The 24,079-nt window shown below is 41.3% G+C and carries 22 protein-coding genes; 16 read left to right on the forward strand and 6 right to left on the reverse strand.

Going from position 1 to position 24,079, the window contains the following annotated elements; genetic code table 11:
- Positions 1–173 precede the first annotated feature (173 nt).
- Genes pdsO through AN390_RS01900 form a run of 3 tightly spaced genes read left to right on the forward strand, consistent with a single transcriptional unit; the run spans position 174 to position 3,530 of the window.
- Positions 174–905, forward strand: coding sequence for a sortase-associated OmpA-like protein PdsO (gene pdsO / locus AN390_RS01890; RefSeq protein ID WP_055252811.1), 732 nt, complete (start codon positions 174–176; stop codon positions 903–905).
- A gap of 46 nt (positions 906–951) precedes the next feature.
- Positions 952–2,934, forward strand: a complete 1,983-nt coding sequence (locus AN390_RS01895; RefSeq protein ID WP_055252812.1) for a marine proteobacterial sortase target protein — start codon at positions 952–954, stop codon at positions 2,932–2,934.
- Positions 2,931–3,530 carry a class GN sortase gene (locus tag AN390_RS01900; protein WP_029773899.1) on the forward strand — a complete coding sequence of 200 codons (600 nt, stop codon included), beginning with the start codon at positions 2,931–2,933 and terminating at the stop codon, positions 3,528–3,530. The genes AN390_RS01895 and AN390_RS01900 overlap by 4 nt, the downstream gene beginning before the upstream one ends.
- On the opposite strand, the gene AN390_RS01905 is transcribed toward AN390_RS01900, so the two are convergent.
- A complete protein-coding gene (locus AN390_RS01905) occupies positions 3,419–4,384 on the reverse strand; it encodes a DMT family transporter (RefSeq protein WP_004586115.1) in 966 nt (321 codons plus the stop codon). The two genes, AN390_RS01900 and AN390_RS01905, sit on opposite strands and share 112 nt — an antisense overlap.
- Before the next feature lie 116 nt (positions 4,385–4,500).
- On the opposite strand from AN390_RS01905, the gene proB reads away from it, so the two are divergent.
- The 5 genes from proB to AN390_RS01930 all read left to right on the forward strand — a co-directional run bounded on the left by proB (position 4,501) and on the right by AN390_RS01930 (position 9,339).
- Complete coding sequence (gene proB, locus AN390_RS01910) at positions 4,501–5,604, forward strand: glutamate 5-kinase (protein ID WP_024033166.1); 1,104 nt, start codon at positions 4,501–4,503, stop codon at positions 5,602–5,604.
- Positions 5,605–5,958: 354 nt separating this feature from the next.
- Positions 5,959–6,933: a GGDEF domain-containing protein gene (locus AN390_RS01915; RefSeq protein WP_024033165.1), complete on the forward strand. Its 975-nt coding sequence runs from the start codon at positions 5,959–5,961 to the stop codon at positions 6,931–6,933.
- Positions 6,934–6,988: 55 nt separating this feature from the next.
- Complete coding sequence (locus AN390_RS01920) at positions 6,989–7,348, forward strand: glutaredoxin domain-containing protein (RefSeq protein WP_004586118.1); 360 nt, start codon at positions 6,989–6,991, stop codon at positions 7,346–7,348.
- A 45-nt stretch (positions 7,349–7,393) separates the two neighbouring features.
- On the forward strand, positions 7,394–8,878 hold the full coding sequence (gene gltX, locus AN390_RS01925; protein WP_004586119.1) for a glutamate--tRNA ligase: 1,485 nt from the start codon (positions 7,394–7,396) through the stop codon (positions 8,876–8,878).
- A gap of 161 nt (positions 8,879–9,039) precedes the next feature.
- Entirely contained in the window at positions 9,040–9,339 is a 300-nt protein-coding gene (locus AN390_RS01930; RefSeq protein WP_024033163.1) for a hypothetical protein, read from the forward strand.
- Between the two features lie 4 nt (positions 9,340–9,343).
- On the opposite strand, the gene AN390_RS01935 is transcribed toward AN390_RS01930, so the two are convergent.
- Positions 9,344–9,736: a hypothetical protein gene (locus tag AN390_RS01935; RefSeq protein ID WP_029773896.1), complete on the reverse strand. Its 393-nt coding sequence runs from the start codon at positions 9,734–9,736 to the stop codon at positions 9,344–9,346.
- A 167-nt stretch (positions 9,737–9,903) separates the two neighbouring features.
- On the opposite strand from AN390_RS01935, the gene AN390_RS01940 reads away from it, so the two are divergent.
- From AN390_RS01940 to AN390_RS01950, 3 genes are all read left to right on the forward strand, one after another.
- A complete protein-coding gene (locus AN390_RS01940; protein WP_055252813.1) occupies positions 9,904–10,605 on the forward strand; it encodes a DUF3581 domain-containing protein in 702 nt (233 codons plus the stop codon).
- Positions 10,606–10,931: 326 nt separating this feature from the next.
- Entirely contained in the window at positions 10,932–12,182 is a 1,251-nt protein-coding gene (locus AN390_RS01945) for a DEAD/DEAH box helicase (protein ID WP_055252814.1), read from the forward strand.
- Positions 12,183–12,237: 55 nt separating this feature from the next.
- Positions 12,238–13,263: a sensor domain-containing diguanylate cyclase gene (locus AN390_RS01950; protein WP_055252815.1), complete on the forward strand. Its 1,026-nt coding sequence runs from the start codon at positions 12,238–12,240 to the stop codon at positions 13,261–13,263.
- A 28-nt stretch (positions 13,264–13,291) separates the two neighbouring features.
- Here AN390_RS01950 and AN390_RS01955 read toward each other — a convergent pair whose 3' ends face one another.
- Positions 13,292–14,248, reverse strand: coding sequence for a methylenetetrahydrofolate reductase (locus tag AN390_RS01955; RefSeq protein ID WP_055252816.1), 957 nt, complete (start codon positions 14,246–14,248; stop codon positions 13,292–13,294).
- 259 nt (positions 14,249–14,507) lie between these two features.
- Between AN390_RS01955 and AN390_RS01960 the strand changes: the two genes are divergently transcribed.
- A complete protein-coding gene (locus AN390_RS01960) occupies positions 14,508–17,387 on the forward strand; it encodes a pitrilysin family protein (protein ID WP_055252817.1) in 2,880 nt (959 codons plus the stop codon).
- Positions 17,388–17,474: 87 nt separating this feature from the next.
- Here the strand turns inward: AN390_RS01960 and AN390_RS01965 are convergent, their stop codons facing one another.
- Positions 17,475–17,789: a helix-turn-helix transcriptional regulator gene (locus tag AN390_RS01965; RefSeq protein ID WP_024033157.1), complete on the reverse strand. Its 315-nt coding sequence runs from the start codon at positions 17,787–17,789 to the stop codon at positions 17,475–17,477.
- A 1-nt stretch (position 17,790) separates the two neighbouring features.
- On the reverse strand, positions 17,791–18,198 hold the full coding sequence (locus AN390_RS01970) for a hypothetical protein (protein WP_054982749.1): 408 nt from the start codon (positions 18,196–18,198) through the stop codon (positions 17,791–17,793).
- A 296-nt stretch (positions 18,199–18,494) separates the two neighbouring features.
- Here AN390_RS01970 and AN390_RS01975 point away from each other — a divergent pair, with 296 nt between their 5' ends.
- The 3 genes from AN390_RS01975 (at position 18,495) to AN390_RS01985 (ending at position 21,084) form a co-directional block, all read left to right on the forward strand.
- Entirely contained in the window at positions 18,495–19,424 is a 930-nt protein-coding gene (locus AN390_RS01975) for a diguanylate cyclase (RefSeq protein ID WP_055252818.1), read from the forward strand.
- Between the two features lie 124 nt (positions 19,425–19,548).
- Positions 19,549–20,367 (forward strand): serine O-acetyltransferase, encoded by an 819-nt coding sequence (gene cysE, locus AN390_RS01980; protein WP_004586131.1) that lies wholly within the window; start codon positions 19,549–19,551, stop codon positions 20,365–20,367.
- A 42-nt stretch (positions 20,368–20,409) separates the two neighbouring features.
- Complete coding sequence (locus tag AN390_RS01985) at positions 20,410–21,084, forward strand: hypothetical protein (protein WP_055252819.1); 675 nt, start codon at positions 20,410–20,412, stop codon at positions 21,082–21,084.
- Positions 21,085–21,095: 11 nt separating this feature from the next.
- On the opposite strand, the gene xseA is transcribed toward AN390_RS01985, so the two are convergent.
- Positions 21,096–22,427 carry an exodeoxyribonuclease VII large subunit gene (xseA, locus tag AN390_RS01990; protein ID WP_055252820.1) on the reverse strand — a complete coding sequence of 444 codons (1,332 nt, stop codon included), beginning with the start codon at positions 22,425–22,427 and terminating at the stop codon, positions 21,096–21,098.
- Between the two features lie 146 nt (positions 22,428–22,573).
- Here xseA and guaB point away from each other — a divergent pair, with 146 nt between their 5' ends.
- Positions 22,574–24,043, forward strand: a complete 1,470-nt coding sequence (gene guaB, locus AN390_RS01995; protein ID WP_004586134.1) for an IMP dehydrogenase — start codon at positions 22,574–22,576, stop codon at positions 24,041–24,043.
- Positions 24,044–24,079: the final 36 nt, after the last annotated feature.

Raw genomic sequence — 24,079 nt, forward strand, 5'->3', positions numbered from 1 at the left:
GCACTATATCGAAGTTTTTCAGTTATGTACGCTTAAAAAGGCAATTGCCATTTTTTTGCCACAATTGCTCAGCGGTTTGCCATTTTTGCTCCCCTTTGTTGCCACTTGCAGCTGTTTTAATACAACCATCAAAACAAAACATCACAAATTAAAACAAGTTTAAGGATTACATTATGAAGAAGACATTAATCGCATTAACGCTAGTAGCCACAGTGTTTACACCTGCATTTGCAGCAGCCGCTAACACCCCTTCTAAAGAAGCACATAAAGAAACCGCCATCGGCTTAGGTACTGGCGCCATTATTGGTGGTGTCGTTGGTGGGCCAATTGGTGCTTTTATTGGCGCATTTGCCGGGGGCTTAATTGGTGATTCAAAAGTAGCTGATGACAAAATTGCCCAGCAGCAGAGAGCAATAACAGTGATGCAGCAAAAAACCAGTGACTACCAACAGGTACTTAATCAAAACAATAGGCTAGAACAGCAGTTAGATGTACTGACTAATCAAAATGAGCAGTTAACACAATCGCAAATAAATAACTTACTTGCCATGACAGTACAATTTAAAACAGGCTCAAGTGCTATTGCCCCGCACTTTGCTACGCAGTTAGACCAGCTTGTGGTGCTGTTAAAAAATCAGCCGCAACTAGCATTAGATTTAAGTGGCTTTGCCGATCAGCGCGGTGATGAGCAAGCGAATCTTTTATTGTCTAAAAAACGTGTAAACGCAGTGCAAAGTTACCTTATAAAGCACGGCATTAGCCATACACGTTTAAGTGCGCAGGCATTTGGCGAGCAACAAACATTAGCGCGCAGCAATACCGTAGAAGATAACTTTTTTGATCGACGCGTAACACTTACTACCCGCTCAATAAACCCAGTAAATGGCCAAACGGCAAGTAACTAAAGCCACTTTTATTTGAGTAAAGTTAAGCGTTCGATGGAGTGATTTTATGTTGAGTAACCCAACCAAAATGCTTACTAAAGTAAGCATTTTTATTTTCTTAGTGGCTGTGCTTCTACTTAGTTTTAATAGCCGTGCACAGTCGCCCAAGCTTGAACTTTTTGACAGCAGCGGTACACCTGTCGCGCCGGCAATTATATTAAAAAGCGATGCTAACATGACCCTAACCGGGCTGATAAATCACGTGGTCGTTAAGCAAACTTATCAAAACGATAATCCGTTTGCGGTAAATGCGCGTTATGTGTTTCCGTTACCTGATGAAAGCGCCGTACATGCGATGACGATGCGCATAGGTGAGCGAGTCATAAAAGGCCAAATAGATAAAAAAGTAGAGGCCGAAAAAAAGTATCAGGCAGCTAAAAATGCTGGCAAGCAAGCCGCACTTGTACGCCAGCAGCGCGCTAATATGTTTATTACTAACGTGGCAAATATAGGCCCTGGCGAGCAAATTGTGATAGAGCTTGAATACCAAGAGATTATTGATTACAGCAATGGCACATTTGCTATTCGCTTCCCAAGTACTATTACGCCGCGCTATCACACAATAAGCGCAAATATTGAAGCTGAGCAAACTAGCCTAACCCATGCACCACAAGGATGGTTAAGTCCTGTGTATAGCAAAACGCAGCACAGTGAGGCGCCAAACAGCCAATTTAGTTTAAATATTGATATAGATGTAGGCTTAGAGCTTGTAGATATAACGTCTAAATTTCATCGTGTAGAAGTACAAAACCCGGCCTTTGGGCAATATACGGTTGCTTTAAATGAGCAAGCGGGGGCTAATCGCGACTTTGTACTTGAGTTTAAACCGCTGCAAAAAGAAAGCGCACAAGCAGCATTTTTTACCCAGCAGTTTGAAAACGGCGACCGGTACGGGCTTGCTATGCTAATGCCGCCAGCAGATCACTTTACACAAACGCAGCGCCTACCTCGCGAAATGGTGTTTGTTGTAGATACCTCAGGCTCTATGCACGGGCAATCTATGGAGCAAGCTAAAAAGGCCCTGTTTTATGCGCTGTCTTTGCTTGATAGCGACGACAGTTTTAACATTATTGGCTTTGATAACGTGGTTACCCCCATGAGCGATAAACCCCTTATTGCTAGTGACTTTAACTTACGCCGCGCTGAGCGCTTTATTTATAGCCTAGAGGCCGACGGTGGTACCGAAATACAAGGTGCGCTTGATGCGGTACTTGATGGCAGCAGCTTTGAAGGCTTTGTACGCCAAGTGGTGTTTTTAACGGATGGCAGTGTGAGTAACGAAGATGCCTTATTTAAAAATATTCAGCGTAAATTGGGTGATAGCCGCTTATTTACTGTAGGCATTGGCAGTGCACCCAATAGCTTTTTTATGCGCCGCGCAGCTGATATAGGTAAAGGGTCATTTACGTTTATTGGCAGCACAAATGAGGTGCAGCCTAAAATGCAGCAGTTATTTGATAAGCTTGCTCATCCCGCTATCACTAATTTAGCACTTCGCGATGAAAGCACTCACAGTTTAGATTTTTGGCCATCACCTTTGCCTGATTTATATTTTGGCGAGCCAATAATGGTGGCTATAAAACTAAATGATACAAATCAAATTACGCTTAGTGGGCAAACCGCTCAAGGCCCTTTAAATATAAAGCTAAGCGCACAAAATAGCGCCAGCGCAAAAGGGATTGATAAGCTGTGGGCGCGCCAAAAAATTAAATCGTTGCTTTTGTATAATGACCGTCAGTCAGTTAAAAATGAGGTGCAGGGGCTTGCACTCACACATCAACTACTGAGCCCGTTTACTGCTTTTATAGCTATTGAACACACTCAAATTAACGAGCCTGCAAAGCAAACGGCACTGGCTAAGAACGCAGCGCCACAAGGACTGGCTATGCGTTTACCACAAACTGATGGGCAAAGCCGACTGTACATATTGCTGGGCTGCATTTTATTACTTGGCTATGGCGCGTTTAAAATAAACCGAGGGCCTAAATGAATAAGTGGCTAAGTGCGGGCTTATTAATCGCCGGGCTGGGGCTGTTTTCTCATGGTGCTTATATGCAAGCTAAGGCATGGCTTGCCCAAGTATTAATAGAGCAGGCCTGGCAAGAGGCACTTATTACGCCACACGCTCGTGTTAAACCGTGGTTTTACGCCGACAGCTTTGTAACCGCGCAGCTTAACTGGCCTGTGCATAATAAAGTGCTTAGCGTTTTAGCTGGGGCAAGTGGTCGTAATTTAGCATTTGCACCAAGCCATTTTTTACCAGGGGCAAAGCTTGGAGATAAACATGGCGGTGCGTTAATAGCGGGTCACAACGATACCCACTTTGCATTTTTAAAACACACCAAAGTGGGTGAAACGTTTACGCTGCAGCTGCAAAGTGGCGTAATACAGCATTATAAAGTGAAGGGGATTGAGGTTATTCATCAATCCCAGCAGGCATTTTTACAAACCCCAGGCCTTTATTTATTAACCTGTTACCCTTTTGACTCGCTGGCATCAGGTACTGATTTAAGATGGCTTGTATCGGCTGAGTTGATAGGGTCATCGCCAGCGTCATTAAGCGGTATGTCTACCACCAGCTCTTGATGTCGTTGGCTTATCATCACCCCTGCAAAAACAACAAATATACTCACCCATTGCCAAAAATCGAGTACTTCACCCAAAATAATGGCCGATAAAATAAGCGTAAAAATAGGAATTAAATTTGAATAAGCCGCAGCCGTTAATACCGACACTTTGCCAATTGCATAGTTATACATACCATAGCCACCTAAGGTGACAAACGAGCCTAAATACAAAATACTCATAAGGGCGGTTAGGTCATGCTGGTTTTCGCTGGGTAAGTCGATAAAAAACAAAAACGGTGCAAAAAACACACTGCCGCTTATGCCTTGTAAAGCAATTAGCGTTAACGGCGAGTAGCGATTGGCCAAGTGCTTAATGCTAATGGTGTAAAACGCCGCGCATACCATGGCCATAAGCTCTAAAAAGTTACCCAATAATGGATTAGGGGCCTGATCGGTATTTGGTGAAAGCAAAGTAAGTAAAATACTGCCGCCAATACATAGGGTAAACCCAATCACAATGGCTTTACTTATATACTCTTTAAGCATAAAAAACGCCATCAACGCCACAATAATAGGCAAACACGAAACAATAACTCCCGCCTGAGAGGCCGAGGTGTATTCCATTGCGTGGCCTTCAAATAAAAAGTACAAGCATGGCTCTGCGAGCGACATACCTAATAAGTACTTCCAATCGCCTTTTAAATACTCAAACCTAATTACATAACGCCATAAACACAGCGATAAAACTAAGGTGGTTAGCATGCGTAAAAATATAACAAGTGCAGGGTCGTAAACGGCAATAGCATACTTAAGTGCAATAAAGGAGCTACCCCATAAAAAGGTGGCAATAATTAGGCATAAACTGGCTGGCATAAATGAAATTTTATCAAATTAAATTAACGCCGATCCTAGCATGAATAATTTTAACTTGTTCAAAAATACCGAGCTGGTATAAGTTTATTTATCTTTCATTTTAATAGTAAATAATAATGCGTAGGGAACAGGTAATTGTTGTTAAGCTTGGTACAAGTGTACTAACCGGCGGCACCGATAAGTTAGATAAAGCCCATATGGTTGAGCTGGTTCGCCAATGTAGCGAATTAAAAAAGCAAGGCCACCAAGTTATATTAGTATCAAGTGGCGCGGTTGCTGCGGGTCGCGAACAACTTATTAAACCCTGTGGCCGTGGCCTAATAGATAAACAAATGTTGGCAGCCGTTGGGCAAGGCCAGCTTATACATATTTGGCAAAGCTTATTTGCCTTGTATGGCATAAACGTAGGGCAAATGCTGCTTACCCGTGCAGACGTAGATGACCGCGAACGCTATTTAAATGCGCGCGATACCTTAAATGCGTTATTAAGCCACGATGTGGTGCCTATTATTAATGAAAACGACGCGGTAGCAACCGCCGAAATAAAAGTAGGCGATAACGATAATTTATCGGCGCTGGTGGCTATTTTAGCTAATGCCAATAAGCTATTACTGCTTACCGATCAAGAAGGTTTATTTACCAGCGATCCGCGCACAAATACCGACGCAAAACTGATTGACGAAGTCACTCATATAAACGATGAGTTACGCCAACTGGCTGGTGGTAGCGGTACAAGTTTAGGTACCGGCGGTATGGCCACAAAACTACAAGCCGCCGACGTAGCAAGGCGCGCAGGGGTAGAGGTTATTATTGCAAAAGGCGCTGGCAACAACGTTATTTTAAAATGCATGAGTGAGCAATTACCCGGCACGCGGTTTTTAAAACTTACTGCGCCAAAAGATGGCCGTAAAAAATGGCTAATGGCAGGGCCTAAAAGTACCGGCCAAATAATGATTGATAAAGGGGCTATTTCGGCGCTACAAAACAAAGGGGCAAGCCTGCTGGCAAAAGGCATAACTAATGCGTTTGGCCGTTTTGAGCGGGGCGACTTAATAGATTTAATAGACGCCAACAACCAAGTTATTGCACGAGGGTTAACACGTTTTAATCAAGTTGAAGTAAATAAAATTAAAGGTGCTCATTCAGAGCAAATAGGCGAGCTACTCGACTTTGATAGTGGCGCTGTGGTGCTACACAGAGACGACTTAGTTTTGCTTTAGTTTTATTTAGCTTTTTTAAATAGCGCGTGTTGCGGCCGTATATTCGGTATTTAAGCAAGGCAGAGCCTATGTTGTGTTTAGAATAACTGGTTGTACAAAAACATAAATACAAAGCATAAATGCAAAGCATAGGCTGTTTTAGGCTCTGCTGTGTGTAAGTTATTAAATAATACCGCAGTAGTTATTGAGCTCACTAAGTTACTAAGCTCGCGCTACGATTTAATAGCGCTTAGCTAAAACAAACTTTAATCCACATAGCTCAATTCGACCTAATTCAAAAGTATTGGTTAATTAATTAGCAAAGTTGATGATTTTGTCTAAACTGATTGAAGTTAAAACAGTTTAGGCAAACTAATGAAGGCAAACAATTGCGGGCACGAATGGATAATCAGTCTAACTCAGCAAGAAGAAGAAAGTGATTTAGATGCATCATTAGTGCAGATTATTGGCGACCTACTCGAAGTTGAAAATTTTGCTATTTATATTAATAAGCACTTTAGTGCGCAATTACCGCCTACGCTAATAAACACCCACACCCGCCTTGAAGTATTAGAGTCTAACGAAGCCTTAGCGCTGCTTAATAAAGTAACCCAAAACAAAATAAGAGTAAGCCGTGCCTTAGGTGTAGTAACTACGTATGTGCCAGTGTATTACTTTGGTAAAGTAATTGGCATATTACTAATAGAAACCACAAAAGAGTTAGCGCAAACCACCACAATGCTCGCCGTGCATATTTTAAATATTTATGCCAACCAGCTAGGGCTATTACATAAATCGCGATTAGACCCTTTAACCGAGCTTTTAAATAGACAAACCTTTGATAAAAAAGTGATCGAAATTGTCTCAGGCAAAGGCTTTTTATTACCCCGTGATGATACCAACGAAAAGCGACGATGGTATTTAGCCATTGCAGATATCGATCACTTTAAACGCGTAAACGACAGCTACGGCCATGTAATAGGCGATGAAGTTATTTTACTTGTGGCGCGGCTGTTAAAAAATAACTTTAGGCTAGAAGACTACGTATTCAGATATGGAGGCGAAGAGTTTGCAGTGTTATTTCAAACCAAAACCGAGGCACAAGCACATATAGCACTTAACCGTTTACGCTCAAATATTGCTGAGTATCCTTTTCCGCAAGTTGGGCAGCTTACAATAAGTATTGGCTTTTTAGAGCTGGCAAGTATTGATACTGTATCTAGTATCGTAAACCAAGCCGATATGGCGCTGTATCATTCTAAAAATAGCGGCCGTAATAAAGTGACCGCTTATAGCGAGCTTGAGGTAAATGAAGAAGTGACCACCGATAATAGTATTGAGCTTTTTTGATTGTAAATTTGTGCTAAAATCTGGCTCCTTAAATTGTTGTAGGCAGGCACAAAACATGAAATTCGTTCGTTGGTTTTTAGGTTGTATAATTTTATTCTTTAATTTTGTATTTACTCCTCGCAGTAAAAAGCGTGCAAGCGATGTGCAAGCGCAGCTTGATCAGCAAACCTCACAATTTAAACTTTATCAATTTAAAGCATGCCCGTTTTGCGTAAAAGTACGCCGTGCAATTAAGCGCGAAGGCTTAAAAATAGAAACGCGTGATGCAAAAAATAATCAACAATTTCGTCAAGAGCTGTTAGAGCAAGGCGGCAAAATTAAAGTGCCATGCCTTCGTATAGAAAAAAATGGCCAAGTAGAGTGGCTATACGAATCTAACGATATTATTGCTTACTTAAACAAAGTAGCGGCTTAAACGACCCCCTTAATTTTTATCTCACTTATTAAAAGAGACATTATCATGACAATCCGTACTCGTGTTGCCCCATCTCCAACAGGTGACCCGCATCTTGGCACCGCTTATATTGCTTTATTTAACTACTGTTTTGCTAAACAACAAGGTGGCGAGTTTGTGCTTCGTATTGAAGATACAGACCAAGTTCGTAGCACGCCAGAGTCAGAACAAGCGATTATGGATAGCTTACGTTGGTTAGGTCTTGAGTGGGATCATGGCCCTGACGTAGGTGGCGAATTTGGCCCTTACCGTCAATCAGAGCGCAGCGATTTATACAAAAAATACGCACACCAATTAGTTGAGCAAGGTAAAGCATTTTACTGTTTTGCAACCAGCGAAGAGCTTGACCAAATGCGTGAAGAGCAAATGGCAGAAGGTCTGCGCCCTAAATACGACGGCCGTGGCTTAAACCACACCGAAGATGAAATTAAAGCAAACCTAGCTGCAGGCAAGCCTTACGTTATACGTATGAAAATACCAAGCGAAGGCACTTTTAAATTTAACGACTACCTACGCGACGAAATTGAGATCCCGTGGGAAAACGTAGACATGCAAGTGCTATTAAAAGCCGATGGATTCCCTACGTACTTTTTAGCAAACGTAGTGGATGACCACCACATGCAAATAAGCCATATTTTCCGTGGCGAAGAGTGGATTAACTCAGCACCTAAACTATTAAAACTTTACGAAGATTTAGGTTGGGAAGCACCCGTACTAGGGCATTTGCCACTACTGCGTAATCCTGATAAATCAAAGCTTTCTAAGCGTAAAAACCCAACGTCTATTAATTACTATAAAGAAATGGGTTACCTACCAGAGGCCGTGCTTAACTACTTAGGCCGTATGGGTTGGTCAATGCCAGATGAGCGTGAAAAATTCACTCTTAACGAGATGATTGAACACTTCGATATGAAGCGTGTATCACTTGGTGGCCCAGTATTTGATGTTGATAAGCTAAGCTGGTTAAACGGCATGTGGATCCGCGAAAACCTAACAGACGAAGAGCTTGTACAGCGCTTTGTTGATTGGAAGTTTAATGGCGAAATGCTAGCTAAAGTATTACCAGAAGCTAAAACGCGTATTAATACACTTTCGGACATGGTTGATTTAGCAGGGCATTTTGTAGGCGGCATTCCAACTTACGACCCAGCACTGTTAACGGCGGGCAAAGCTGACGAAAACGTAATACGCCAAGCGCTACAGTTTTTTGTATGGCAGCTTGAAGGTTTACGTAGTTTTGATAAGCCAGCTATTTTTGCCATTGCAAAAGAAGTTGCTACATTCCACGAGCTTAAAATTAAAGACTTTTTAGAGCCAATATTTGTAGCAATCACGGGTAAAACGTCTTCAACGTCAGTACTTGATGCAATGGAAATTTTAGGCTCAGACTTATCACGTGCGCGTTTACGTGTAGCGCTTGCTCATTTAGGCATTTCTAAAAAGCAGGCTAAAAATATTGAGCGTGCGTACCGCACATACCCAAGTGCATAATCTTTAGTCGTACTTTATAAAAAGCCGAGCTTATTAATTAAGCTCGGCTTTTTTGTTTCAGGCCGTTTGGCTATATGTCATCGCGTTTTGATATTGTTTAGCGCAAGCCGTGGCGCTTTAGCAAATGCTACAATGCTGCATGTAAATTAAAAGGAGGCAGTATGATTGCACCTGTAAAAAATAAAGCTTTATTTAGCAGTAATGCCTTTTCAATAAACCTAGTTACTTACCCTACACATCACAGTGTGATGAACCATATAGACCCAGTACAGCAAGGGCGCTACTACAAACTTAATTTTGTACTAGTAAAACCTAAAGCTGGTGGGGTTTTTAAATGCTCAAAATGCATTATTAATTGGTTTAACCGCGTGTATTTATTTAGACCCGACAAATACGAGCATAGCGTTTCTAAAATTGAGTCGGGAAAGCGCGTACTACTTAGCTTTGCGCTTAATATATAATTTATTAATAGTCGTAGGCCTGTCCGCTGCATAAAACAGACAGGTCACAATACGATACAGAGATTTCGCTACAAGAATTTATAGTAAAGGCATTACCGCCTCTGCGCATTGCATCTGCTTTAAGTAAATCTATAGCATTTGATTTTAAGCGATTGTAGCTTATATTATTGTCGCCTCTACCGTCGCCATTGCAGCTTTCGCCTTCAATTCGGCCTAAAAGTGTGGCGCCACTTTCGTGTGCTTCTTGGTCGCTATAAAACTGTTGTAAATCTCGTTTTTTAACGTACGTACCAATTTCCTCAGATAAAACATCGTTATCTATATCGGTATGAAAAGTCACGCTAGAACATCCAGCCAAAGTAGTGAGTACGCTTATTACTGCAAAAACACGTAACATAATAATTAGTCCCTTATTTAGTTTGGTACCTAAATTACTAACTAAAACAGGTGTGTGCAACATTTACTCTTAAGTTAATTGTATGAATTTGTAAGTGATTCGACCTCTCTTTAAATTTTTTCTGGTAGTATGGGCAGGTTATAAGCAGTTTAAGCAGTGAACAATCTATGTTAAGTCCTTACTTTCAGCAGCATGCTGATTATGTTTCTATCTCTCGTGAGCAAGGGTGTCGTTTCGCAAAGTGCGTTGCCGATGATTACAACCCACTTCATGACAAAGATGCCAAAAAGTTTTGCGCGCCAGGAGACTTACTTTTTTCTTTAGTGTTAGACCGCTACGGTATAAGTGAGCGAATGGAATTTACCTTTGCCGGTATGGTTGATGAAAACACCAAACTTAACTTCCCAGAAGGGGATGACGAGTTTGATGTAACCAACGGCGACAAAGTAATTTTAAAGGTAAAACGCGAAGGTAAAACCAGCAAATGCCCAACACTTACAAATAGCTTAATAAAAAACTATGTTGAGTTTTCTGGTGCTGCATTTCCGCACGTAATTATTCCGCTAATGGGTAAGCAAGATGTAATGATTAACCCAGCGCGCCCTATGGTTATTTACGAGTCGATGATCATTAACCTTGATAACATTAATATTCAAGCGCCAACCCTTGAGTTTGCTGAGCCAAGTTTTGAGTACACGGGTAAGCGCGGCAAAATTACCTTGCGCTTTAATTTACTAGAAAACGGCGAAAAAGTGGGTTTTGGTGAAAAGCACATGGTGGTGTCGGGTATTCGTGAATACTGCCAAGCAACGGTCGATGACTTAATCGCGTTTTATAATGAGCGAAAAGCCACCTTAAAACCGGTTTAAAACGTTATTAAATTATAATACCTATCCGCAATAATACTTAATCATTTTTAGGGGCTAAAAGTGTTGCTATCTGCATTAAGAAATTCTCATTTAGAACAACTAAATAGCGAATTTTTTACCTAGCTATCAACACGTTTATCTGTCCTCAAAATAGCTCACTTAATTAAGCGGATTGGTATAAAAAAGGCGCTAAATACATTGTTATTTAGCGCCTTTTTTATTGATTAGCGAATGCAGCTAGGCTGAATACTTTTCTGAGCTGGTTAATTTACGCAGTACCGTAATATGCGTACAATAGCGCTCTTTGTTATTTTAAAGCTAAGCCTATGTCTGCCACATCGTTCTCATCTCTTAAACTCGATTCGTTATTACTAACCGCAATTGAGCAAAATAATTACACCACGCCTACCGCAATTCAGGTTAAAACTATTCCGCACATATTAGCGGGCAGCGATGTAATGGGCAGCGCGCAAACAGGCACAGGTAAAACAGCCGCCTTTGTATTACCACTACTACATAAGCTTTTAAATACACCAAAAAAAGATGAGCCAGGCATAGCCCGAGTGGTTATTTTAACGCCCACGCGTGAGCTTGCTCAGCAAGTGTTTGCAAGCTTTGAAAAATACGCTCAAGGCACAAATATTCAAGGCGCTTTAGCGTATGGCGGTGCAAGTATTGGCCCGCAAATTAAAGCGCTTAAAACGGCGCAAGTGATAGTCGCAACGCCTGGGCGTTTACTTGATCATATCGTTAAAGGCAGTGTGGTGCTTTCAAGTGTTGATTCGTTAGTATTTGATGAAGCCGACCGCATGCTGGATATGGGCTTTATTGATGAAATAAAACGTATTTTGCGCCACATTCCGGGCGATCGCCAAACCTTATTGTTCTCAGCCACATTCGATGACAGCGTGTTTGAGCTGAGTAAAAAACTACTTAAAAACCCCGAGCTGATTGAAGTTGATAAACGCAACTCTGCTGCTGTAGAGGTTGAACAAGTTATTTACGCAGTAGATGAAGAGCGAAAGCGTGAGCTTGTATCACACATGATTGGCATGAAAAATTGGCGCCAAGTACTTATATTTACACGCACAAAACAAATGGCCGATAAACTTGCCAAAGAAATGTGTAAAGACGGCTTAAAAACTGAGTCTATCCATGGCGATAAAACTCAAGGTGCACGCGACCGTGCATTACAAAACTTTAAAGAAGGCACAACGCGGGTTTTAGTTGCTACCGATGTAGCTGCCCGCGGTTTAGATATTCCAGCGCTTAAATACGTAATAAACTTTGAGCTACCTTACATAGCAGAAGATTACGTACACCGAATTGGCCGTACGGGGCGCGCTGGCGAGCAAGGCCTTGCTATGTCACTGGTAAGTATTGACGAGCAGTGGTTACTGGAAGAAATTGAAGTACTACTGGATACCCGCTTAGCACCACAATGGCTAGAAGGTTACGAGCCTGATTTAAACAAGCCCCCTAAAGATAACCGTAAAAACACCAACAAAGCGCGTAAAGATCGCGATAAAAAGCGCATTACCGGGCAAAGAGCACCAAGTAAACGCCGCAGAAAGTAGCCTTAAACATATTTATTTGGCTATACTAAGGCCACTAAATAGCTGAGGTATAGTTATGTTTGAAACAGATCAATGGGCGTTTTCTGGTGTCGATGGCCAAATATCATTACATAAATGGCAAAAAACCATTGATCTTATTACGGGGCTTTTTTCGGCCCCCTCTGGTTATATAGTGCAAGCTACTAGTAAAGGTTATCGTGTAGTTATTAGAGCTAATGAAGGTGGCTCACACTTTGAAACCAACCCTATACTCCCTCCCGAAACTCCCTTATTTTGTAAATATGTAGCCGAAAACAACAACACTTTGTATGTTAGCGATACCCGCAGCGATACGCAGTGGAATACCATGCCCGAGGTTATTGAAGATGGCGTTGAATCCTACCTGGGCTTGCCAATTCACTGGCCTGAAGGTGAAGTATTTGGCACCTTGTGTTTAAAAGATTCAAAAAAAACCAGTTATACCGATGAATATTTTGAGCTAATAGAGCAGCTTCGTGATTTAATTGAAGACGATTTAGCCCTTATTTATAGCTTTGAGCAAATGCGCGAAATAGCCATGCTCGACCCGCTTACCAATATTTATAATCGCCGTGCACTTAGCTTACTTGCCCAACACAAACTTAATTTAGCGCTGCGTTTAGGTTTTGATGTGTGTTGCTTGTTTATTGATGTAAACGACTTTAAAAAACTAAACGACACTTATGGCCATGAAATAGGCGATCAAGCGTTAATCCTCTTAGCAAATACCTTAAAAACACATTTAAGAGAGGCTGATATAGTAGGGCGTTTAGGCGGCGATGAATTTGTAGCTGTGATGCAAATTAGTGATAGAAGTAAGCTTAGCCATATTATTGATAAAATAAAAATTGAGTATAAAAACGCACTATTAGAAAACAACGTGTGCGCGCTGACACTCAGCATAGGCGAAAGTTTTACTAATAAACAAAAGCAACCTTTTGATACGTTATTAAATTTGGCCGATCACCAAATGTATAAAAATAAACAAGCGTACAAATTGGCTAAAAAGCATAATAATAAAAGTAATACACTTAAACATAGCAACAAAAAAGCAAGCCATTAGGCTTGCTATAAACGGGGATAATTAGGCTTTAAGCGATTTGTTTTTCGGCTAGGTTTAATTCCATAATGGCTTTTAATAAACGGTATAAGTTTATTGATGCGTCAATTTCTTCTTTACGGTTTGTTAAGCTTTCAATATTTAAGCCCAGTGGCACATCTAGGTGCGCACAACTTTTGAGTATTAGGTCGAGATTTTCTCGGCAAATACGTACAGATTCACTTAAGGTATTGTCTGCATCAAGCATGCGCCATTTAGTGGCCTCTGGCACTGAGATACCCAACCATTGCATAAACTCTAAGGTTTTATCGCCACCGCACGGCGTAAACGTTAAAATAATCCGTTTTGGTGTAATACCTTGTGCTTTACAGGTACGCGCGTAACTTGTTATTAGCTCTATAGTTGCTTGCGCGTCGTAAACCGCTTGCGATATAAAAAACTGACAACCTTGTGCTGTTTTTTCTATAAGGCGCTCGTGTTCATTTCGCTTATTTGAATGTCGCTCAGCAATGGTAACGCCCCCTAAAAAGAAGTCATCACTTTGCTCTGCAAGCGTTTTATAGGCATCGGGCAAGCTTAGTTTTATATCACCTACCGATGAGGGGCTACCCACTAAAACGACATTTTTTAAATCGTAGTCGTTTTTAGTTTCATCCAACCAGCCTTTAAACTCCTCTACACCACGTTGTGCCACACTTTTGTAAGTAATGACATCTGGAGCAGATAAATTACGTAGTAAGTGGCTGTATTCACGTGGGTCTACAGTTTGTTTAAACGGAAATGGGCGTGCTTTATCTGTACGGCTACTTTCATCTTGAATGTCGTAAATTATCACGCCGTCGTATTCAATTTCGTGTAAGCGAGCAAGTAGTTTTTCTGCAATGATTTTTAGTTGCGCTTTATCAGTACCAATTTTAGGTGGAGTAGTACCAATAAGATAAACACCTTGATTGGTGTCTTCTATTTTTTCTTGTAGTGATAAAGCCATAATCCTCATTCCAGCTTAGTCCAATGTATGTAATTTAATATAGCAGCCATTTAGACGTCTAGATAGATTTATTTAGTGAAAGTTTTTCAATCAACTTGAGCTTTTTTCATACTTAAATGTTTTTAAAATGGGGAATTGACACAGTTGTTTACATTATAAATAGCCGATGGGCTCTTATATTTAGTGGCTTTGGGGCATAATTTAAGCGAGTTAGTATTAAACCTAATAAAAAATTTGCTCAATTTAAAAAGGGACAACAATGAAATTTAAATTACTAGCAACAAGCTTAGCGGTATCGCTGGCACTAACAGGCTGCGCAACACAGCAAAGCGAAAACACCCAACCGGCACAGCAACAGCAAACAACAAAAGCTGACGAACGTGTATTTTCGCAAAAGTACTTAATCGAAGAGCTTGATAACGGCTTACGTGTAATGGTTGTTAAAACTGATTACCCCGATGTCGTTTCGCTGCAAATTCCGGTATCGGTTGGCTCACGTAATGAAGTAAAAGCAGGTAAAACCGGTTTTGCTCACTTTTTTGAGCATATGATGTTTAAAGGCTCTAAAAAATTTCCGCAAGACGAATACACAGCCATATTTAAAAATGCAGGGGTCGATAACCGTGCTTACACCACTAACGATTACACAAACTACCATTTAAACTTTTCAAAGCAGCACCTTGATAAAGTACTTGAAATTGAAGCCGATATTTTTCAAAACTTAACCTACACCGAAGAGCAATTTAGAACCGAAGCGCTAACGGTTAAAGGGGAATATTTAAAAAATAACGCCAGCCCAATTCGTAAGTTATTGAGCGCAGTACGCGAAGAAGCGTTTGATACGCACACTTATAAACATACCACCATGGGCTTTTTTGAAGATATAGAAGCCATGCCAGATCAAATGGCTTACGGTAAAGAATTTTTTGATAAGTTTTATAAGCCTGAATATGTATCGCTAGTGATTGTGGGCGATGTTGACCCTAAAGCCACAATGGCTATGGTTAAAAAACATTGGGGTGGCTGGGAAAAAGGCGATTACGTTGCCGATATTAAAGCTGAGCCAAAGCAGCAAGCACCTAAATATGTACATGAGAAAAACGAAGGTTTGCCTGGTCATTGGTTGCTTGTATCTTACAAAGGTGCTGCATGGGAGCCTGCTAAAAAGGACAGAGCCGCACTTGATTTAATCTCACAGCTTTATTTTTCTAATAACTCCGATTTATACCAAGAGCTAGTTGTTGATAAACAAATAGCGAGTCAAATGTTTACCTACAACCCAGAGACAAAAGATCCTGGCTTACTGCATGTGTTTGTAAAAGTAGAAAACGAAGATGATTTAGCAAAAGCACGCGATGCTATTAACCGCACTTACGCAAAAGCACGAACCGAACTTGTTGATGAGCAAAAACTAAGTGATTTAAAGTCTAACCTTAAATACAGCTTTATTAACGGCTTAGATTCATCACAAGCGATTGCATCAACCCTTGCAAGTTATATGCATTTTGAGCGCGACCCAGAGGTTATTAACCAGCTTTATAAATCGGCCGACAACATCACAGCACAAGACATTAAAACCGTGGCTAATAAGTATTTTGTAGATGACGCGCGTACTACCGTAACTATGTCGGCACTTGATAAAGCGCCAGGCTTTGAGCAAGAGGCTAACTTAAACGCATTAGTAGCTAAGCATGATAAAGCGCCAGAGGCACCAGTATTTAAAGTACTTGATAAAACGAATAGCTCGCCGCTGATTGATGTAAACTTTTTATTCAATACAGGGGCTGCTGCAGACCCGCAAGGTAAAAAAGGGGTTGCTGCGCTCACAGCCGCTATGCTTGCTCAAGGTGGCTCGCAAAGTACAAGTTACAAAGACATACAAAAAGCGCTTTATCCGCTTGCTGGCAGCTTTGGTTATCAAATAGATAAAGAAATGCTGTCATTCCAAGGGCGTATTCATAAAGATAACGCTGCCACATGGTATGCGCTTGTAAGCGATCAGTTACTTAACCCAGGTTTTAGAGACGATGACTTTAAGCGCCTTAAAAAAGAAATGATCGACGGTATTAAATCGGGCTTAAAAGCCTCTAATGATGAAGAGCTAGGTAAAGAAGTGCTTTACAGCACACTTTACAAAGGCCACCCATACGAAAGCTATAATTACGGTGATATTTCGGATTTAGAAGCACTAACGCTTGATGATGTAAAAGCATTTTACAACACAGAGCTTACCCAATCTAAACTAACACTGGGTTTAATTGGCGCTGTGCCAAAAGCGCTTAAAGCAGAAATCATGAGCGACTTAGCAACCTTACCTAAAGGCGAGCAAAGCCGTTTAAGTATTCCTGATGCGCCAGCGCTTAAAGGTCACCATGCCACGATTGTAGAAAAGTCGGCGCAATCTACTGCGGTATCGTTTGGTTTTCCAATTGATACTATTCGTAGTAGTGAAGATTGGACAGCCCTTTGGCTGGTGCGTTCGTACTTTGGTGAGCACCGTAGTTCTAACTCATATCTGTATGAGCGAATTCGTCAAACACGTGGTATGAACTACGGCGATTACGCCTACATTGAGTACTTCCCACGTGGCATGTTTCAAACTAAGCCTGATGCAAACTTAGGACGCTCTGAGCAAATATTCCAAATTTGGTTACGCCCGCTGCGCTCTAATAACGATGCACACTTTGCAACACGTACCGCGTTGTTTGAGCTGGATAAGCTTATTAAAAATGGCTTAACCGAAAAAGACTTTGAAGCAACACGTAACTTTTTAATTAACTACGTACCGCAGCTTGTCGCAAGTCAAAACCGCCAATTAGGTTATGCACTTGATAGCGAATTTTATAACACAGAGTCGTTTGTAAAATACGTGACAAGTAAACTTGAAAAGCTAACGCTTGCTGATGTTAATCGCGTGATTAAAGATAATCTACAAACAGATAACGTACAGTACGTGTTTATTACCGGTGACGGGGAAGACATGAAAAAACGTTTAGTGTCAGAGCAAACATCGCCAATGGTTTACAACACAGAAAAACCAGCAGCGCTTGTTGCTGAGGATAAAGTCATTGCCGATTATAAATTAGCTATTCCAGCTAACAACATTGAAGTAATGGCTGTTGAAAAAGTGTTTCAGTAATTAATCTCTTTTTATAACATATAAAAAATGCCCCAGTGCTTATAGCCTGGGGCATTTTTATTTAATTAATGCTATTAAAGCGTAATATTAGTTAGTCGCTAAAAGCACTGAGCCTGCGCCTAGAGCAAAGCTTATTAAGGAACTAATAACCACTCCCGCTAAAAAGCTTTTAGTTGGCGTACTTTTAACGTCATTATTTATAGGCTCATCAAGTTTAATTAGCTCGCCTTGGCGTACTTCAAGTACCGCGCAAAGCGCCATAGTGGTTTCTTTAGAAGCGGCGCCTTCTTTTTCGACCCGTTGAATGGTCCGCAAACTTACATCGCAGGCATCTGCGAGCTGTTGCTGCGTCCAATCTAACTTATTTCTAAGCGATTTAACTGTTGTAGGATTTAATTGCACGTTAAAGCTTCCCTACAAATAGTTCAACAATAGTTGCCGTTGTATAGCCAAACACCGCCCCACCTAATGTACAGCCAGCAAGAAAAAATGCTGCCTTTTTAGGATCGTCTGAAAGACTACTTTGAACTTGTTTGGCTATCACACTGCTATTTTTATAAAGAGTGCACTCCAGACGCCCCGTAAGTATATTAAGCATGTCAAATTTTACTTGGTACTGTGAACCCTCAAAAGCAAAAGAGTGCGTGCTTGCACAGTAGATATTTCGTTTTTTACTGAATAGGTCATCGTTTACAAATACTTCTTCTTTACCAGTAAAGTAGCTTCCAAAACAGGCTATTTGATTGTCGCCATCTTGAAAGTAAAATTTATAACCAAGCTTTTTTGTATTCAATATATCGTTTTTCATCATCGTTATCCTTGTTGAGTTGATGATGCTAATTTAGCGTTTGTTTTTATTTTTTACGCCGTCAGTAGTATGCCAGTAGCTAGTTTGGCATATGACAGTAACCCTGTCATGCTGCTTTAGTATCTGATTTTTAATGTAAAAGTAAATTTTTTATATTTTTTATAGACTGCTTAGCTGTCATACGGAGTATTACTTCACATTAATAAATTATGCAACTAGCGTGAAGTAAAGTAACAATATTGTGTTAAAAAATTGTTATTGATTATACTGATTAACAACAAAGCTAAAATGGAAAGCTCGTGATTGACGATAAAGCGTTTTTTAAGTTGGTACTAGATACCACGCCCGACCAAGTAGTGGTTATTAACTCTAACGGCGACATAGTTTATATAAACCGAAGCTGGCAAAGCTTTGGTGAGCAAAACGACTGTGCCTGCTGTGATATGTGGGAGCAGCAAAATTACTTAGCAGAGTGTGAAAAAGCTGCGCAAAAAGGAGATAGCTTTGGCTTAAAGGCATTTAACGGCATTAAATCAGTTATTTCGGGGGCTAATGACGACTTCTATTTAGAATATCCATGCCATAGTGAAGATGAAAAGCGTTGGTTTATGATGCGAGTAGTGTCGTTTAGCCATACCGATAAAGCGTATTACGCTATTAGCCATCAAAATATTACCGAGCGTAAACTGGCTGAAGAGCAAGTACAAAAACTTGCCGCTATTGATGGCTTAACTGATATTGCTAACCGAGGCTTTTTTGATACCTTTTTAGAGCAAGAATGGAATCGTTGTCAGCGTTTAGGTATGCCGCTTTCGTTGGCTATTATTGATATAGATGATTTTAAATTACTCAATGATACTTACGGCCACCAACAAGGCGATACATGCTTAAAAAGGGTGGCTAAAGTACTCAATGAATTTACTAAACGCCCAGGGGATTTATGTGCCCGTTTTGGTGGTGAAGAATTTGTATTAGTGTATGGAAATACAAACTCAGATCAGGCCTTGTTAGTATTGAACGATATTTTAGAAAAATTAAAACATTTAAACATTGAAAATAAACATTCATTACCCAGCCAAACCCTTACAGTGAGTGTAGGCCTCACTACTATTACACCCAGTAGTGACTTTACCTGCGCGTATTTAATCAAAGAAGCAGACGATTTACTTTATAAAGCAAAAGATAAAGGAAAAGATGCTTTGTGTGTGAGTGATTTAGCACTCATATAATTTTTTTACTCTTAGTTATACCTAATAACCAGAACAAATAACTAAGGCGTTAACACCTTAGGCTTTAAATCCGTTAAACTTAGGAAAAGGCTCTTTTTATATCAATTTAAGGCAGTGTAGTATTATGCGTCATGAAATTTGGCAACAGCTTCGTAGTGAAGCGAATGAAGTTGTAACTCGCGAACCACTTTTAGCAAGTCATGTGTATTCATGCATTTTAAATCATGAGTGTTTAGGTTCGGCGTTAAGCTTTATTGTTGCTAATAAGTTGGCAGATGCTGTTGTATCGGCTTTTACAATACGTGAGTTGTTTGACCAAGCGTTTGTAAAGTGCGACCGTATGCTTACCTATGTGGCCGAAGATATTAAAGCCGTTAAAGACAGAGACCCGGCAGCCGAAACCTACCTTACGGTTATTTTAAACCTAAAAGGGTTTCATGCTATTCAAGCGCATCGTTTAGCTAACTGCTTGTGGCAGCAAAACCGTAAAGAGCTTGCTCGTTTTATTCAAAGCCGAACCTCAGAAGTGTTTGGGGTTGATATTCACCCTGCATGTCAGGTTGGTAAAGGGATAATGTTTGACCACGCCACCGGTATTGTTATTGGTGAAACGGCGGTAATTGAAGATAACGTATCAATACTGCAATCGGTCACGCTTGGTGGTACGGGTAACGAGCAGGGCGACCGTCATCCTAAAATTAGAGCCGGTGTGCTTATTGGTGCAGGCGCTAAAGTGCTGGGTAATATTGAAGTAGGCGAGGGCGCACGTATTGGCGCAGGTTCAGTCGTTTTAACTGCGGTACCGCCACATACCACCGCTGTAGGCGTACCGGCTAAAATTATTGGCAGACCGGATTGTCCGTGTCCGGCGCAAAGTATGAACCAAAACTTTTTAACCACACCAGAGCCTGAAAATGAATCACACACCAGCGCCATGCTGTAATAGCAGCCTGTATAAATAAAAATAATTTTAAAAGGAATTAAAATGAACAAAAATAGCTTATTAACACTAGGGATAGGATTTATTGCGGGTGTAGGTTTAACGTGGAGCTACTTTAATTTATCTTCAAGTGACGCAAACCCCGCAAAGTTACAACATGCTGATACAAAACAGCAGGCATCTTTTGTTCAGCCAGTTAAAAGCAGTGAGGCAACAGCAAAGCGTGTTGTACCAGCAGTCCCTGAGCAAAGCGCTCGTATAGAGCAAAAAGATAATCCCTCTAAACCAGAACCGGTAGATGAGCTTCCTTTAGAAGAGCAAGTATCGCAGCTTAAACAGCAATTAGCAGCGCAAAAAGCCTTGATGAAAAACGCGGCGCAGCAGCTGCGTGACCCCTCTGATGCGCAAGCCGTTTTGCAAGCGCAATTTGATGAGCAAATACGTAATGAAGAGTGGGCTTATCAAACAGAAATAGCTTTACAAGATTTTTTACTTACCTCTGATCTAAGCTCTATCCCAGAGATTGTTAGTGCAGCGTGTAAAACCACCGTATGTAAATTTGAACTTGCTGCACCTACTGATAACGACTCGTTTGATCATACCCAATGGCGAGAGCTAAACGATAAGTTAATGAAGCAAGAGTTTTGGTTGCAATTTAAAAGAACAACCTCAACGTCAAGCGACACCGAGCTAACCTTACTAATGGCCACAGAGCTTTAACTGAAAGAGCTTTACAACACCGTTGATTTTATAGCGCCATCGGCCAGCTCTGTAATTAGCACGTCACCCGTTTTAATGTGATCTACCGATTTAACCACTTTGCCTTGCGGGGTTTTGGTTATGCTGTAACCGCGCGCTAAAACATTAAGTGGGCTTACCGAGTCAAGCCTACTCGCTTGCAGCGCTAAGCTATTTTGCGCGTGTTGCAACTTGTGCTGCATTGCTTGCTCAAGCCGAGTTTGTATCTGCATAAGCTGATGGCTGGCCTGCGATAACTTTTTATCAGGCGATTGACGCATTAAACGCGGGGTTAAATTATTAAGCGTGCGCTCTTGTTGGTAAAGGCGATTGCGCATGCCTTGTTGTAAGGCAATAGTTAACTCATCTAATCGCTGCGCTTTTTGATTAAGTTGATTGCGCGGATGACACAAGTTAAGCCGATGCTGTAACTGTGTTGCTAGTGCGCGCTTATCGGCCATATCGTGTTTAAAGGCATTATTTAACCGGTTAATGAGCTCAATAACCTTGCTATGTAGCTCTTGCGTGTTAGGGCTGACAAGCTCAGCGGCTGCTGAAGGCGTTGCTGCGCGTACATCGGCTACGTAGTCACTGATGGTTGTGTCTATTTCGTGGCCTACCGCACTGACTATGGGTAATTCACTTTGATAAATAGCACGCGCAAGCTGCTCATGGTTAAAGCACCATAAATCTTCTAACGAGCCACCGCCTCGCCCTACAATAAGTACGTCTACCTCATTGCGTGCATTGGCTAACTGTATTTGGTTAATTAAGTGCACATGAGCTTCTTTGCCTTGCACCATGGCTGGGTAAATAATGACTTCTAATTGCGGTGCGCGGCGTTTAAGTACGGTTAATATATCTTTTATAGCAGCGCCCGTTGCTGAGGTTATTACACCTACACGGTTTATATTTTGCGGCAGTGGTTTTTTATAGGCTGAACTAAACAACCCCTCAGCGGCTAGGCGCATTTTTAATGCATCAAACTCTTGCTTAAGCTGGCCTTCACCGGCAGGTTCCATATGCTCAACAATAAGCTGATAATCACCGCGTGGTTCGTAAAGTGAAACACGGGCTCTTACTGTTACTTGTGCGCCGTTTTCGGGGCGGTAACTTTGAGAGCGGTTATTGCCGCGCCACATAGCCGCTTTAATTTGTGCTTTTTCATCTTTTAACGAGAAGTACCAGTGCCCAGAAGCAGGGGTAATAAAGTTAGAAATTTCGCCTGTTAAAATTAGCGATGCAAAGCCCTGCTCAAGAACTGTACGAATCTCTCTATTAAGGCGCGATACGGTGTAAACCGTTTGCGAAGGCTTCGAAAACATAAAAAACAACCTAAAACTATTATGAGGCAAGTTATAAGGCAAGTTTATCATAAATATTTGCGAAATATTATTTACGAATGCCCACAACGCTGTTAAAATTTGGCCGCAATTCCTTATCTTAGATCCACATGTGAGAAGTTGCCAAAATGCTTAGAATCGCTAAAGAAGCTCTTACCTTTGATGACGTACTTTTAGTACCTGGTCATTCTACTGTTTTGCCACACACGGCAAATATTTCAACTCGCTTAACGCGTGGTATCAAACTTAACTTGCCGCTTATTTCAGCATCTATGGATACTGTTACAGAAGCTCGTTTAGCTATTGCCCTCGCGCAGGAAGGTGGTCTTGGTTTTATCCATAAAAACATGACCATTGAAGAACAAGCGAGAAACGTACGTAAAGTTAAAACCTACGAAGCAGGTATTGTGTCATTCCCTGTTACTGTGTCTGCCGATTTAACCATTGCAGATGCGACGCTTCTTTCGCAAGAAAAAGGGTTCTCGGGTTTCCCGGTTACTGATAGCGAAAATAACCTACTAGGTATTGTTACTGGTCGTGACATGCGTTTTGAAACGAAGCTTGAACAGCCTGTTTCTAGCGTTATGACTAAAAAAGACAAACTGGTAACGGTTCAAGAAGGCGCATCGCGCGAAGAAATTTTAGGTTTAATGCACGAACACCGCATTGAAAAAATCTTAGTGGTTGATGATGCGTTTAAACTAAAAGGCATGATCACCGTAAAAGATTACCAAAAAGCGCAAGACAAACCACATGCATGTAAAGACGAGCTAGGTCGTTTACGTGTAGGTGCTGCAGTTGGTGTTGGCGCAGGTACTGATGAGCGAATTGCTGCATTAGTAGAGGCGGGTGTTGATGTTTTACTTATCGATACTTCACACGGCCACTCACAAGGCGTTATTGACCGTGTTTCTCAAACTCGTGAAACTTACCCAGACTTACAAATTATTGCCGGTAACGTGGCTACAGCCGAAGGCGCAATTGCCCTTGCTGATGCAGGTGTGGATGCGGTTAAAGTAGGTATTGGCCCAGGTTCTATTTGTACTACGCGTATTGTTACAGGTTGTGGTGTGCCACAAATTACGGCTATTTCTGATGCGGTAGATGGCTTACAAGGGCGTGACATTCCAGTAATTGCTGATGGCGGTATTCGTTTTTCTGGCGATATTGTTAAAGCATTGGTTGCGGGTGCATCGTGTGTAATGGTGGGTTCAATGCTTGCTGGTACTGAAGAAGCGCCAGGCGAAGTTGAACTTTACCAAGGCCGTTACTACAAATCTTACCGTGGTATGGGCTCATTAGGTGCGATGGATCAAAAAGAAGGTTCGTCGGATCGTTACTTCCAAAAATCTAACCAAGCTGACAAATTAGTACCTGAAGGTATTGAAGGTCGCGTCGCTTATAAAGGCCCAATTGCAACGATTATTCATCAGCAAGTGGGTGGCCTTCGTAGCGCAATGGGATTAACGGGTTGTGCCACCATTGAAGAGCTAAATACAAAACCGCAGTTTGTACGTGTTACATCTGCAGGTATGGGTGAGTCGCACGTTCACGATGTGCAAATTACCAAAGAAGCGCCTAACTACCGCTTAGGTTAAACAACACGTTTAAATTACGGGGCTGGAATTACCAGC

The organism is Pseudoalteromonas sp. P1-11 (assembly GCF_001399995.1).
GTDB classification, from domain to species: domain Bacteria; phylum Pseudomonadota; class Gammaproteobacteria; order Enterobacterales; family Alteromonadaceae; genus Pseudoalteromonas; species Pseudoalteromonas atlantica.

Coding starts and splice junctions, on each gene's coding strand:
- AN390_RS01985 (WP_055252819.1), top strand. CDS start 20,410: ATGAACAAAAATAGCTTATTAACACTAGGGATAGGATTTATTGCGGGT.
- gltX (WP_004586119.1), top strand. CDS start 7,394: ATGACAATCCGTACTCGTGTTGCCCCATCTCCAACAGGTGACCCGCAT.
- xseA (WP_055252820.1), bottom strand. CDS start 22,427: ATGTTTTCGAAGCCTTCGCAAACGGTTTACACCGTATCGCGCCTTAAT.
- AN390_RS01915 (WP_024033165.1), top strand. CDS start 5,959: ATGAAGGCAAACAATTGCGGGCACGAATGGATAATCAGTCTAACTCAG.
- AN390_RS01950 (WP_055252815.1), top strand. CDS start 12,238: ATGTTTGAAACAGATCAATGGGCGTTTTCTGGTGTCGATGGCCAAATA.
- AN390_RS01960 (WP_055252817.1), top strand. CDS start 14,508: ATGAAATTTAAATTACTAGCAACAAGCTTAGCGGTATCGCTGGCACTA.
- AN390_RS01905 (WP_004586115.1), bottom strand. CDS start 4,384: ATGCCAGCCAGTTTATGCCTAATTATTGCCACCTTTTTATGGGGTAGC.
- AN390_RS01935 (WP_029773896.1), bottom strand. CDS start 9,736: ATGTTACGTGTTTTTGCAGTAATAAGCGTACTCACTACTTTGGCTGGA.
- guaB (WP_004586134.1), top strand. CDS start 22,574: ATGCTTAGAATCGCTAAAGAAGCTCTTACCTTTGATGACGTACTTTTA.
- AN390_RS01930 (WP_024033163.1), top strand. CDS start 9,040: ATGATTGCACCTGTAAAAAATAAAGCTTTATTTAGCAGTAATGCCTTT.
- AN390_RS01970 (WP_054982749.1), bottom strand. CDS start 18,198: ATGATGAAAAACGATATATTGAATACAAAAAAGCTTGGTTATAAATTT.
- AN390_RS01895 (WP_055252812.1), top strand. CDS start 952: ATGTTGAGTAACCCAACCAAAATGCTTACTAAAGTAAGCATTTTTATT.
- AN390_RS01920 (WP_004586118.1), top strand. CDS start 6,989: ATGAAATTCGTTCGTTGGTTTTTAGGTTGTATAATTTTATTCTTTAAT.
- AN390_RS01955 (WP_055252816.1), bottom strand. CDS start 14,248: ATGGCTTTATCACTACAAGAAAAAATAGAAGACACCAATCAAGGTGTT.
- AN390_RS01945 (WP_055252814.1), top strand. CDS start 10,932: ATGTCTGCCACATCGTTCTCATCTCTTAAACTCGATTCGTTATTACTA.
- proB (WP_024033166.1), top strand. CDS start 4,501: ATGCGTAGGGAACAGGTAATTGTTGTTAAGCTTGGTACAAGTGTACTA.
- AN390_RS01940 (WP_055252813.1), top strand. CDS start 9,904: ATGTTAAGTCCTTACTTTCAGCAGCATGCTGATTATGTTTCTATCTCT.
- cysE (WP_004586131.1), top strand. CDS start 19,549: ATGCGTCATGAAATTTGGCAACAGCTTCGTAGTGAAGCGAATGAAGTT.
- AN390_RS01900 (WP_029773899.1), top strand. CDS start 2,931: ATGAATAAGTGGCTAAGTGCGGGCTTATTAATCGCCGGGCTGGGGCTG.
- pdsO (WP_055252811.1), top strand. CDS start 174: ATGAAGAAGACATTAATCGCATTAACGCTAGTAGCCACAGTGTTTACA.